The sequence below is a fragment of the Paenibacillus sp. NPDC057886 genome, from assembly GCF_042796655.1.
In the GTDB taxonomy this organism is placed as follows: domain Bacteria; phylum Bacillota; class Bacilli; order Paenibacillales; family Paenibacillaceae; genus Paenibacillus.
The window spans coordinates 187186-200165 of sequence record NZ_JBHVMZ010000001.1; the positions used below are offsets into that span (position 1 = coordinate 187186).

A 12980-nucleotide genomic window follows, 5' to 3' on the forward strand; every position below is an offset into this window, starting at 1 on the left:
GATTACAGTTCAAATTGATTATCCCTTGAGGGAAGATGATTTCCCGGATGAGGGTACAGACATGGTAGGTTCCTTCTGCGTACGCCGGATGACCAGCCAGACGATGACAAGCTCGGCAAGCAAGCCTAGAGATTGAGCCACTGCGCCGATCATGCCGTTCCAAGCAGGAAATATGCTGACCAGAATGAGCAGGACGATCACCGTACATATGGCATTGGCCGTCTGGGAGCGAAACATCGTTTTGGTCTGTCCGCGCAGCAGAATCAAACCATTGCTGAAGTCGAGAAAAGGTGAAATCAGCGGAAACAGTACAAACGCACGCAGTGTCCACAAGCTTTGCTGTAGCAGATTGCCCTGAACGCTCATTACATTCTCCAGTACCCACGGTCCAAGTGGGGTGTAGGCAATCGATACGGTCATGGCAAAAGGAACAAATCCGGTGACCAGTGCGAACTTCTTCACAAGTTTGGCATCAACATGGTAGAAATTCAGCACGATTTGGTGGATGTATGTAAAAAAACTCAGCATCAGCTGCATCAGGCTACTCGCAACGGCAAAGGAAGAGATGGCCAGAGCAATCCCTGTCGTTTTGCCAAGTACGATATTAATAACGGGTCCGATAAACAGGGCCACGAAACTGGATAATAACAGCGGCTTGTAAAAGCGAAAGACGTCTGCCTTGTTTTCAACAGGATGATCCTCCAGCTTGGCTGGCATCTTGCGCTTGATGCTGTTACCTTCGAGAAAACTGACCAAAGCCTCAATCATCATGCCCGCGGCAAAAATGATAGCGCCTACACGTCCACTGTCAATGCTGTCTGTATATATGAAATACAAGGACAGGCCATACATGCCGGCAAGGCGGAATAACATGCCGATCGTCAGCCATTTCGTACGGTTATTCGTAATAATGATGCCCTGATAGATGTTGCGGATGACCGAAAAGATGCTGACATACATGAGAATCTCGTAGACGTCGATCACTTTCGATAACAGATCCGGGCTTACGCCAAACAGATATTTGAATACACCTGTACCAATGGGAGAATATACGATGAGAAATCCGATCAGAAGCACACAAGCGAGAAATATTTTGGTCACAAACGTGAGGGCCTGAAAGGAAAGGCGATCCCGAACCAGCGCCGAACAGGTTTGACGCAGCAGGGTTGAAGGGCGCTCGGTGAGGGTCAGCAGGCTGCCAGCGATTGCATAGCTGGCAATGACCGTCTCGGGATGAGCGGAACGTGCGAGTGTACTGTTAATAATTACGTGAGAAATGGTAACGAGAGAGGCGGATATGCCAAGCGGCACAAAAAATGCAAATAACCGTCTCCACGAAAGTGGTTCACTTGACGTCATGTCAACGACTCCTTTGATGGATGAAATATGCCTAGTATATCACAAAGCCTCGGAAGCGGATGCGATTTTTTGTGCGGAATATGCGGGAGATCATTTGTACAATTAAGGGGATCATATTATAATAGGATTGGTTAAAAATCGCTCTAATACGTATTCAACCAAGTGGAGGCACATTTATTTTGAGCCAATCAAATCGAAATCGTCATCAATATCCGCGTGGACCGTTGGCATTGATGAGAGGGGTGTACAAATACACCATTCCGGAAACGCGGAAGGAATTGGATGGATGGCGTGCCCAAGCCGAGAAAATTCCGAATGAGGAATTGCGCAATCAGGCACTGGCCAGTCTCAGGGACAAGCAGTTCCACTGTGAAGGCGGGACCGTTTATGCTTTACCTGATTTGCCGAACAGGCACATTCTGATTCCACTGATCGTTTCATATCAGACTATTAGTGATTATTTGGACAATCTGTGTGATCGCAGTACATCGATGGACCCGAATGACTTTCGGCTTCTCCATCAATCTATGCTTGATGCGGTAGATCCCGAAGCAACCCCTGTCAATTATTACGCGCTCCGCGAGGAGCAGGATGATGGCGGGTACCTAAGGAATCTAGTGACCTCATGTCAGGAGTTGACCCGTCAGCTGCCAGGCTATGCATCCGCCAAGCCTCAAATTCAGGATCTGGCAGGCCTATACACGGACCTGCAGGTATATAAGCACATCAAGCCGGAACTGAGAGAAACGGCATTGCTGGAATGGTGGTCGGAACATCGCCACCGCACACCTCAGTTCCGTTGGAACGAATTTGCCGCCGCTACCGGCTCTACGCTGGGCGTATTCATGCTGTTTCTGGCTGCGAGTGATGATCAGCTGACAGAAGAGCAGGCGGCTTCGATCCACACTGCCTATTTTCCTCATGTATGCGCATTGCACATTATGCTCGATTATTTAATCGATCAGGATGAAGATCGTATCGGGGGAGATCTCAACTTCTGCAATTATTATGAGAATGTGGAGACAATGCTGGACCGAATTGCTTTTATTGTGGAGATGGCCCGCAGTGATGTGCAGAAGATTCCGGGAAGTTCGTTCCACCGGATGATTATCGAAGGACTGCTTGCCATTTACCTGTCTGATCCCAAAGTCAGCGAACAGCAGGAAGTTCGCGTCGTTTCCAAGCGTTTGATGAAGAATAGTCCGATGACAAGAGTATTTTTCTTTATCTTTAGCCGCTGGATTCGTAAGCATATGTAAGTCAGGCGTAATTTGGTGGGAGCCTGAAGTGAAACTAGAGGAGGAAGAAACATCATGACAGCAGTAAAGAAAATCGCAGTTTTAACGAGCGGTGGTGATTCACAAGGGATGAACGCGGCTGTTCGTGCGGTTGTTCGCAGCGGACTGTTTCACGGTCTCGAAGTGTACGGGGTTCAACGTGGATACCAGGGTCTTTTGAATAACGATATTTTCCCAATGGACTTGCGGAGTGTAGGGGATATCATCCAGCGTGGGGGAACGGTTCTGCAATCGGCACGCTGCAAGGAATTCTATACCGCTGAAGGTCAGCAAAAAGGTGCAGACATTCTGCGTGCACGCGGCATTGACGGTCTGGTTGTTATTGGTGGGGACGGTTCATATAACGGCGCCAACAAACTGAGCAAGTTGGGCATCAACACGATGGGTCTTCCGGGAACGATTGATAATGACGTTTCTTTCACCGATCACACGATCGGATTCGATACAGCAGTAAGCGTAGTAGTAGATGCAGTCAACAAATTGCGCGATACCATGTCTTCACACGAACGTTCTTCCATCGTTGAAGTCATGGGTCGTCACTGTGGCGATATCGCTTTACATGCAGGACTCGCTTCGGGTGCAGAAACAATTCTTGTACCGGAAGTTCCGTTTGACATGGACGAAGTGGCAGATCGCATGAAAGCCAACTTTGCACATGGCAAACGCCACAGTATCATCATCGTTGCTGAAGGTGTGGGTAAAGGTGAGGATGTAGCGAAAGAACTGATGGAACGCTGCCCAACATATGAGCCACGTGTAACTGTCTTGGGTCACATTCAGCGTGGAGGTACGCCAACTCCGTTTGACCGTAACCTTGCCAGTCGTTTGGGAGATTTCGCCGTACGCAGTCTGATCGCAGGAGAGACAGACAAAGGTTGCGGTATTATCAAGGGTGAACTGACCCTGACCGATATTGATAAAGTTGTTAATACCAAAAAAGACTTCGATATGGAGACTTACCAGCTTGCACAGCGTTTGTCCCAATAATCAAGTCATCACCAAAAGTTCAAATCAAAGGAGCACAGTCCCGTTTTATCACGGGCTGTGCTCTTTGTTATATTTCCATTATTTATTTTCAGCCATGCGTACCGAGGCTTGCTTCTGCACAAGAAACAATCTCCAGAGAAGCGCCGTTGCTCCAACGGCAAGGCCGGCAATCAGTCCAATCCAGTAACCAAAGGCACCGAGTGAAGTATACGTAGCCGTGATGTACCCGACAGGTAGACCGATGATCCAATACGCGACAAACGTTATGATCAATGCAGGATTCACGTCCTTGTAGCCCCGAAGTGCTCCCTGCGTTGGAGTAGCAATGGCATCAGAGATTTGAAAGAAGATGGCGTAAATCAGGAAATGCTGTATCAAAGCAATAACCTCGCGATCATTCGAGTACACGCCCGCAATTTGTTCCCCGAATACAAGCAATACCACAGCTGTTAACAGAGAGAGCCCAATGGCACCTCCGATACCCAGGAGACTGTATTGCTTTGCGTCTCTCACACGCCCTGCGCCGGCCTCGTAGCCCACAAGAATCGTAAGGGCCATACATATACTCACAGGCAGCATATACAGCGTAGAAGCGAAATTCAGGGCCGCCTGGTGGGCAGCAATCGTAATGGTGTCGAACCGGCTCATTAATAAGGTGACTGCTGCAAAAATGGAGGTTTCAAAAAAAGTAGCAAAACCGATGGGAACGCCGATCTTGAGCAGTTCTTTCCATTTGTTCAATGAAATTTTGGGCATTTTTCGAAAAATCCCATATTGGGCAAAGGGCTCAATCCGGTGTACGAAAAAGAGGCTGAGGAGAAAAATGAGCCAATATGTACTTGCTGTAGCCACACCTGCTCCGACACCTCCCAGTTGGGGAAAGCCCCAGCGTCCAAAGATAAGCAAATAGTTCAGGAAGATGTTTACAGGCAGCGATACCAGCGTAATCATCATGGTGATCCGTGTCTGGCCCAGTGCATCCATAAAACTCCGTAGCACAGTGTAGCCGAAAAGGGGGATAACCCCAAAGGCCAAAGCACACAGGAAATAGAAGGCGACTTGGGCAACCCGCGGCTCCAAAGGCATTCCGTTTAGAATCGGACTGAGCAGCAATGTGCCTGCTGCAAGAACGACGATTCCGACCGCCACACCGAGATATAAAGCTTGAATGACGCTATGACCAATCTTGTCATTACGCTTCGAACCGAGCAGGTGGGAGACGACAGGTGTAATGCCGATCAGAATACCACTTAGCCCTGTCTGCACCGGCAACCACAGACTTGTGCCAATGGCGACACCCGCGAGATCAGCCGGTGAGAACTTGCCTGACATATTGGTATCGAAAAACGACATGGCAGAGAGGGCGATTTGTGTGGTGAAGATGGGTAAAAATATAATCAGGAATTGCTTTACTTTTTGAGAAAAGCTGGTGGTGGTCATGTTCACTGGCAGTGCCTCACTATTCTTAAGAGTTATCACTAAACTGTCATGTACGGACAGCTATTTATTGTAGTGGATTTTGCCCGATTTGAATAGGGAGGGGGAATGTGATTGTGCGGAAGGTAAGGTTGAGAGCGTAGTAAAAAACCTCGCTCCAGATAAGACGGAACGAGGTTTTAAATTAAAATGAACCAAAATAAGAGTGCATTATTTATAATTTACGTCTGGCGTATACCGATTGGAGGCATTCCAGAGCAGGTACTCATCCACATCCATGTCTTTCATCGCACGAATTTGGTCCTCTACCTGTTTTTTGCCGTATTTAATGTAATGTCCACTGCCTAGCCAGCTTGCTGTAAAGTCCTGAATCCATGGGCGGATTACGGGTTTAAGCTCCTTGGTTGGATCAAGTTTCTTATGAGTGTCTTTCATGGAGCCTTTGATGGTCGTATATGGATCTTTGTCAGGGTCCTTCACACCGTACCAGCCGGTGGAGTAGTGACTCGGGTAAACCATCGGCGAGATGACATCCACGTTTTCAGATATTTTCACAAAATCCTGTCCAATACCCTCGGCTGCTGGTACTGAGGCCGCGTACCCGAATATATCAACCGAGACTCGGACACCCAGCGGTGCCAGCTCCTTGCGTGCGTACTGCACGAATTCGGCTACAATGTCGACCCGTGACTTGTCGGACTTGGTGTATTTCAATGCGTCTGCACGCGTTTCAAAACCTTCCGGGAAACGAACATAGTCGAACTGAATTTCCTTAAATCCCAATTTAGCAGCTTCCTTGGCAATCTCTATATTGTAATCCCATACTTCCTTGCTGTAGGGATTCACGAAGCTGTCGCCTTTACCATTGGCCCATACAGAACCGTCCTTGTTGCGGAAAGAGAGCTCCGGATTTTTCTTGGCGAGAATCGTATCCTTGAACACTACCACTCGTGCGATCGGGTAAACGTCATGTTTTTGCAGGCGTTTCATCAAGGCATCAATATCACGGATAAAAGGCTGGGATTTGCCCATTTCCTGTAATGTCTTGTTCTCCGTAGGGTAAGTTATGTATCCGAGATCGTCCTTGATATCAATGACCATAGAATTGAGCTCTGTGTTATCCATCAGATCGAGTAATGATGTCATCCGTGCACCACCGGCGCTGTAAGCCGTCACATAGATGCCTTTGACAACGGGTGCATCGGGTTGTGGGTCAATTTTGGCAGGCGGGTTATCCGCATCAATAACGACCTGATCTTTTTGAGATTGAATGATGGCGGTGTTGAAACTGTTCGTTAATGATTGAAAGGGTTGATTCCCTTGATCCGCTGTAGCTGGTGTACCACTGAAGGTTCCCCACGCCATAGCCAGTAAAGCCCAAAACATGTTCATTCATTTCCACTCCCCTATGTGCATTCCATGTTTGAATTATACAATAAAGCCTCTGGGCTTTTAACCATATTATTCAAGTGATGAAACACATGGAAAAAATGAAAACCGCTTCCTGTTGAGGGTAACCCCCACAAGAAGCGGCGTGATCAATCTAAAAAAATTATTGAATGTAGATCTCATTTTGATGCTCACAAATACTGTACTGAATGATTTCCATTGCGTCTCCCTGTTCCAGGATGCCCAGCCCATCCCGGAGAACAATCAGTGAGTCGAGCTCATTCGGTTTTAAGAAAGGGAGCATTTCCGGGCACCATCTGTTGACGATTTCAAACAGTTTTACCGTTTCCATATCCACAATAATCACCCTTTCCTACTCGAATTCCAAAATGGTAAGTCATTCGGCGCGAATCGGAAAAGCACATGGTTCTGTGAAATTGAAGGGCACATCCTGCTATACAACATATTTAGGAGCCGTACACCGTTATTATACCACAATGTTTTGAATTGTTAACCGTACATCTGCCTCAACTTCGGCGGAAAGAGCCCATAACTCCAACCGTTTCCACAATATTCACAAAGGCGTTCGGATCGGTTTCCTTGATAATTTGTTTGATTTCAACGAGTTCGTAGCGAGTAGTCACTGTCATTAACATGTCCTTTTCGATGTCTGTATATGCTCCCTGGGTCTTAATTTTGGTGACCCCGCGAGGGCGAATAAGCAATTTTTTCAACATCGCTTCGGTTTCATTGGTAATAATGTACAATGTGACTTTGACATGGCTGATGTGAATCAGATCCAGCACTTTGCCTGTGATATAGATTGATACCATGGAGGCAAGTGCGATGTTCCAGTTATCATTCAGATAGCCTGCGAGCATAATAATGGCTCCGTTCATGCCAGCCATTACCGTACCAATCGGGAAATCACGATTACGGGTGAAAATGGAACCAACAATGTCCAGCCCGCCCGTCGAGCCGCCGACGCGGAAAGAAACGCCGGTACCCAGTCCCACTAACACGCCGCCAAATACACAGCTAAGAAGGGGATCTGTTGCCACAGCAAAAACAGGCAGAAGCCCGATGAACCATGAAGTGGCTGCTACCGAAACAATACTTAATGTAATGAAACGTCGTCCAAGAATAAACCAACCTGCAATGAGCAGAGGAATGTTTAGAACAAAATACATTATACTAAGATTCAAATTCGTAAAATAGCCGAGAAGCATGGAAATACCGGATACCCCGCCGCTAAGAAGCTGATGGGGAACCAAAAACCAGTTGAAGCCGCAGGCAATAGCTGCAGCACCCAATACGATCACTAAAAAGTGCCAAATCATTTTGGGCAATTTAATCACCTCATTTATATTTAAAACCAGATTGCTGGTAATCTTGAATTGTTTTGTGATATAATGATTTGTGGATATTCTTGAGTAGGAAACTTTTTCCAAATGGAACGATAAAATTTGAAATGTTTCAAACACATGTATGTAGTTTTAGTCTTATGTTGGGGACCCATTCACGAATTATGTTCGTTTGTGAAAATAATTCGACTTGATGGGATAACCTATAAATATTAACGCTACTTAAGAATACAGACAACAAAGTGGATTGTCCACCATGTCCACCATATAGAAGGAGTATGAATAATTTTGACAAATTTAAATTTCACAGATTTCAATCTTGAACCACTGGTGCTGCAAGCGATCACCGAACTTGGTTTTGAAGAGGCAACTCCGATTCAATCCAAATCAATCCCTCTTGCTCTTGAAGGCAGAGACTTGATCGGTCAAGCTCAAACGGGTACTGGTAAAACCGCTGCATTTGGTATTCCATTGATCAGCAAAATCTCCAAAAGTGATGAAAAAATCCGCGCCCTCATTATGGCACCTACACGTGAACTCGCGATCCAGGTTGCCGAAGAAATCGAAAAACTCACCCGCTTTAAAGGTTTGCGCTCCCTGCCAATTTACGGAGGACAAGATATCGTTCGTCAAATCCGTGCACTGAAAAGAAAACCACAGATCATCATTGGTACACCAGGACGTCTCCTGGACCATATCAACCGCAAAACAATCAAACTTGATGATGTACAAACTGTTGTATTGGATGAAGCAGATGAAATGCTCGACATGGGTTTCATGGAGGATATTCAATCCATCCTGAAACAAGTTCCGGACGAGCGTCAAACGATGCTGTTCTCAGCAACAATGCCTCCTAACATTCAAAAATTGGCTCAACAATTCTTGAACAACCCTGAGCACGTATCTGTAATCCCTAAACAAGTAAGCGCACCTTTGATTGATCAAGCTTACATTGAAGTGCCTGAGCGTCAAAAATTTGAAGCACTTAGCCGTTTGCTGGATATGGAATCTCCTGAACTGGCGATCGTATTCGGACGTACTAAACGTCGTGTGGACGAATTGGCTGAAGCTCTGCAAAAACGTGGATATTCTGCTGACGGTCTCCATGGTGACTTGTCGCAAAACCAACGTGATACAGTAATGCGTAAGTTCCGTGACGGCAGCATTGATGTACTCGTTGCAACAGACGTAGCTGCACGTGGTCTCGACGTATCCGGCGTAACTCACGTTGTGAACTTTGACCTTCCGCAAGATCCGGAAAGCTATGTTCACCGTATCGGCCGTACAGGTCGTGCGGGTAAAGAAGGTGCTGCATGGTCTTTCGTTACTCCGCGTGAGATCGACCACCTGCACTTTATCGAGCGTGTAACACGTCACCGTATTCCACGCAAGCCACTGCCAACAATGGCTGAGGCTGTAGAAGGCAAACAACGTTTGACAGCTGAGCGTTTGCTCGAAATCGTACAATCTGGCGAACTGAACGAATACAAAGGTATCGCGATTCAAATGCTTGAGCAATATGATTCTGTTCAACTGCTGTCGGCTGCTCTCAAGCTCCTGACAGGTGACAAAAAAGATGCTCAGGTTGATCTGACTCCGGAAGATCCGATCCGTGCGAAGCGTCGTAAACCGGATGTTCGCTCTGGCGGACGCAAACCATCTGGTTACAGCGGCAACCGCAGCAGTGGTGGTGGCGGTGGTTACAACCGTGATCGCAACAGCAGTGGCGGCGGACGTGGTGGATACAACCGCGATCGTAACAGCAGTGGCAGTGGAAGTGGAAGTGGAAGCAGAGAAGGTGGTTACAACCGTGACCGCAAACCGCGTCCGAGCAACAACGAAGGACGTCGTCCTGCCAAAGATTCTTCTTTCGAATAATATACAAGCTTGAACTGGAAAATGGAGCAGGGCGACTGCTCCATTTTTTTATGGGCGGATTATGCAAACCCGTGTGCCGTCGATCTCTTTTCGGGAAGGGCTGGCTTTTCCTATCTATAATAAGGTATATTAATATTATTAGAATTCAGGTAAGACGCAAGGCTGCGGAGGAGGAGAATTGTTTGGAATTTAAAGGAGCTATGGGTGGGATCTACCGACTTACAGAGTGGATTACGAGACTGGCCGCAACCAATCTGTTGTGGGCTATTTGTTCGTCTCCGTTCTTGTTTTTCTTGATTATGAAACTGCTCGTGATGCAGCAGAACCTGGCCAACGAATCACTACAAATGAACTGGGCTATAGCCATTGTGGCACCGCTTACACTATTCCCGGCGACATCGGCGCTGTTTACGGTTGTACGTAAATGGAATATGGGTGATACGGACGTGCCGATCTTCCGTACTTTCTTTGTAGGTTATAAAGAGAACTACAAACAGAGTTTAATCGGAGGCATCTTCTATACCTTGCTGTTTGCCATCATGTATCTGGATTACACAGTATACATGACACAATTCAAGAATATGCAGCTGGTAGGAATTATTATGCTTGTACTGTTGCTGCTGCTGTTTGTTTCTCTCTTTAACTTCTTCTCGATGGTTGTACATTACCACATGTCCATCGGATTGATTATCAAAAATGCGGTTCTGTTGACGCTGATTAGACCATTCCGTGTATTTTCCACGTTGCTGGGAAGTGGATTGTTGTTCTATATCGGTTTCCGTTATCCGGTCTTGTTCATCTTCTTCATTATTAGCATTGTGGCCTGGTTTGCTTTCTTCAACTTCTATGCAACGTTTAATAAGATGCAAGAGCAGATGGAGAAGATGCAGCTGAAGAAAGAAGAAGAGGAAGCTGCACAAGCCGCTGAACAGGCAGGGGAGTCAGTTGATACGATAGAGACGGCTGAACCATCTAAGCTTAAGCCATCTGACGAAAAACACGATAATCTCCAAAAATAAAACATGAGCTGTCACCATTTACTTTTTACACAGTTAGGGATATAATAATTGTACATCCTGCGATGTACGTTTCGGTTATTCGTTGTTTTGAACCAATGATGATGTCTTCGGGAGATCAATACAGAATGTTGCTGAAACGCCCTGTCTATATGACATGGGGACTTCAAAAATACATTTTTGTGGCCACCCACCTGCTAAGCAGGTTCATAAGACAATGTAGCCGGACGGCATAGGCGGGTTCCTATTTTATCATGTACAGCACCCTGACTCTTCCTCTAATCCAGGAATTTCAGGGTGCTTTTTATTTGAGCTTATTTTGTTGAATTGGCTGTATTTTGTTAAAAGTGTCGCTTGCCCTTTTGTTACTACATGAACAATGTTACACTAGTATACATAAATGGAACGGTTACATTCAAAGGAGGAAGGGTCTTGACCTTAAAGAGAACGCTCGTCGGTATCATCCGCAGCATGGAGGGAACCAGCGATCGAGCCAAGGATCCCAAATTAAAAACACGGTATTATAACTTATCCAAAGACAGAGCCTGGGAAGAGGTTTCTTCGACACTCAAAAAAATTCCAGGTTATAAAGTGTTGCATGAAGTGCCTTCTGTGGGAGAGGTCATACTGGAGAAGCGGACTACCTTTGGACGGACGATGGATATTACGGTTTCCATTATATCGGTAAGTCCTGTACGCAGTGCGGTCGATATGTATTCGGCTTCACGTGGTTCACTTGGAGACCTGGGTTCTAATTATCGCACGATCATGAACTTGTTCTCCGTATTGGATAAGAAGCTGAGTAAGTATAAGTCAAATGATTGAAATAGATGGGTGAATAACAAAAAGCGAGAGAAGGTTAACCTTCCTCGCTTTTGTTCTGAACGTGAACTACCTTTTACAGCAAGGCTTTTACGGCGGAAACCGCTTGCTCAAAGTTAGGGGAGTCTGTCATTTCAGGCAGATATTCCACATATGTAATTCGGTCTTCAGCATCCACCACGAAGATGGAGCGCATGTCCAATTGGAATTCTTTGATCAGAACACCGTAGTCTTCACCGAATGAACGGGTTTTGTAATCAGACAGTGTTACGACGCGGTCAACTCCGGCTGCGCCGCACCAGCGTGCTTGTGCAAATGGAAGGTCAACGCTTACTGTCAATACGACAACATTGTCTCCGAGATCTCCTGCTTCAACATTGAAGCGGCGGGTTTGGGCATCGCATACGCCAGTATCCAGTGAAGGAACAACGCTGATTAATTTGATTTTACCTGCGAAGTCTTTCAGGGATGCATCTTCAACCAGGTTTTTACTTAGTGTAAAATCGGGTGCTTGATCGCCCACTTTCAACTCGGGTCCGATCAATGTAATAGGGTTACCTTTAAAGGTGGCTGCGCCTGTACGTTCTTGTGCCATAATAATGTTCCTCCTTATAAGTTGGTGATCCGTGCCAAAATCCATTATAATCTTTTATGAAAGGCATTGTCCAATTCGGACGAAGGATCATTAGAATGGGTCAGACTTGCAGGCCGATCTGAACAGGGTGGAGTGAAAGCAGAAACTTATGATATTTATAAGGTATGAGAACTGGAAAAGTTATTTAAAATTTTTTCCTTTGACGTCGATTCTTTTAATTGCCAATGTTGTTATGTTTATTGTGTTGAGTTTGAATGGTGGTTCCACAAACAGTATGACGCTGCTTAAGTTTGGAGCACTTGTTAACCATGAGTTATTTGCAGCAGATTGGTGGCGTTATATTACGTCCATGTTCCTGCATGCTGGTTTTAGCCATCTGTTGTTTAACAGCTTCGCTCTCATCGTATTTGCACCACCAATGGAACGGCTGCTTGGGTCGGTAAGGTATGGTGTGCTGTACTTGGGTGGAGGCATCCTGGGCAACATTCTGGCTGTTGCGTGGTATAACTCGGTTGGAGCAACGACAATCTCGGTAGGTGCTTCAGGTGCGATCTATGCAATCTATGGTGCGTTTCTGTATGTAGCCTTGTTCCAGCGGACAATGATGGACGAAACCTCACGTAAAACGTTGTATACACTGCTTGTATTCGGAATTATTTTCTCCTTTGCCATGACAGGCATTAACTGGATGGCGCATTTGGGTGGGTTGTTAGGTGGATTCTTCATTTATGGACTTCTCATCCGCTTGTGGAAACCACGTAGCTTTAAGCAGTAGTCGGATTGATCTGAAGACGGAATGCAATCAAGGATAAGTAGGGTATAGCAGATTGGAGAG

12 protein-coding genes and 1 other RNA gene are annotated in these 12980 nt (G+C 46.1%); 7 read left to right on the forward strand and 6 right to left on the reverse strand.

Annotated elements, in window-relative coordinates:
* Window positions 1-18 precede the first annotated feature (18 nt).
* Window positions 19-1359, reverse strand: coding sequence for a polysaccharide biosynthesis protein (locus ACFVQB_RS00915; RefSeq protein WP_379434519.1), 1341 nt, complete (start codon window positions 1357-1359; stop codon window positions 19-21).
* 179 nt (window positions 1360-1538) lie between these two features.
* Between ACFVQB_RS00915 and ACFVQB_RS00920 the strand changes: the two genes are divergently transcribed.
* Together ACFVQB_RS00920 and pfkA are read left to right on the forward strand one after the other, a co-directional pair.
* Window positions 1539-2618, forward strand: a complete 1080-nt coding sequence (locus tag ACFVQB_RS00920) for a tetraprenyl-beta-curcumene synthase family protein (protein WP_175381611.1) — start codon at window positions 1539-1541, stop codon at window positions 2616-2618.
* 54 nt (window positions 2619-2672) lie between these two features.
* Entirely contained in the window at window positions 2673-3644 is a 972-nt protein-coding gene (gene pfkA / locus ACFVQB_RS00925) for a 6-phosphofructokinase (protein ID WP_307413894.1), read from the forward strand.
* A 78-nt stretch (window positions 3645-3722) separates the two neighbouring features.
* Here pfkA and ACFVQB_RS00930 read toward each other — a convergent pair whose 3' ends face one another.
* The 4 genes from ACFVQB_RS00930 to ACFVQB_RS00945 form a co-directional block, all read right to left on the reverse strand.
* On the reverse strand, window positions 3723-5084 hold the full coding sequence (locus tag ACFVQB_RS00930; RefSeq protein WP_379436214.1) for an MATE family efflux transporter: 1362 nt from the start codon (window positions 5082-5084) through the stop codon (window positions 3723-3725).
* 207 nt (window positions 5085-5291) lie between these two features.
* Window positions 5292-6473, reverse strand: a complete 1182-nt coding sequence (locus ACFVQB_RS00935; protein WP_079694852.1) for a putative glycoside hydrolase — start codon at window positions 6471-6473, stop codon at window positions 5292-5294.
* Between the two features lie 160 nt (window positions 6474-6633).
* The gene (locus tag ACFVQB_RS00940) at window positions 6634-6822 is read right to left on the reverse strand and encodes a hypothetical protein (RefSeq protein WP_029880762.1); all 189 of its coding nucleotides are present in this window, start codon (window positions 6820-6822) and stop codon (window positions 6634-6636) included.
* 175 nt (window positions 6823-6997) lie between these two features.
* A complete protein-coding gene (locus ACFVQB_RS00945) occupies window positions 6998-7810 on the reverse strand; it encodes a YitT family protein (protein ID WP_379436217.1) in 813 nt (270 codons plus the stop codon).
* 312 nt (window positions 7811-8122) lie between these two features.
* Between ACFVQB_RS00945 and cshA the strand changes: the two genes are divergently transcribed.
* The 4 genes from cshA (at window position 8123) to ACFVQB_RS00965 (ending at window position 11553) form a co-directional block, all read left to right on the forward strand.
* Window positions 8123-9712, forward strand: a complete 1590-nt coding sequence (cshA, locus tag ACFVQB_RS00950; RefSeq protein WP_379434522.1) for a degradosome RNA helicase CshA — start codon at window positions 8123-8125, stop codon at window positions 9710-9712.
* A 182-nt stretch (window positions 9713-9894) separates the two neighbouring features.
* On the forward strand, window positions 9895-10731 hold the full coding sequence (locus tag ACFVQB_RS00955) for a YesL family protein (protein ID WP_379434524.1): 837 nt from the start codon (window positions 9895-9897) through the stop codon (window positions 10729-10731).
* Window positions 10732-10782: 51 nt separating this feature from the next.
* Window positions 10783-10975: non-coding RNA, 6S RNA (ssrS, locus tag ACFVQB_RS00960), on the forward strand.
* Window positions 10976-11160: 185 nt separating this feature from the next.
* A complete protein-coding gene (locus ACFVQB_RS00965) occupies window positions 11161-11553 on the forward strand; it encodes a DUF1499 domain-containing protein (RefSeq protein WP_024629239.1) in 393 nt (130 codons plus the stop codon).
* A gap of 73 nt (window positions 11554-11626) precedes the next feature.
* Here ACFVQB_RS00965 and tpx read toward each other — a convergent pair whose 3' ends face one another.
* Window positions 11627-12145 (reverse strand): thiol peroxidase, encoded by a 519-nt coding sequence (gene tpx / locus ACFVQB_RS00970; protein WP_379434526.1) that lies wholly within the window; start codon window positions 12143-12145, stop codon window positions 11627-11629.
* A gap of 148 nt (window positions 12146-12293) precedes the next feature.
* Here tpx and ACFVQB_RS00975 point away from each other — a divergent pair, with 148 nt between their 5' ends.
* Complete coding sequence (locus ACFVQB_RS00975) at window positions 12294-12920, forward strand: rhomboid family intramembrane serine protease (RefSeq protein ID WP_063564796.1); 627 nt, start codon at window positions 12294-12296, stop codon at window positions 12918-12920.
* The last annotated feature ends 60 nt before the right edge of the window (window positions 12921-12980 follow it).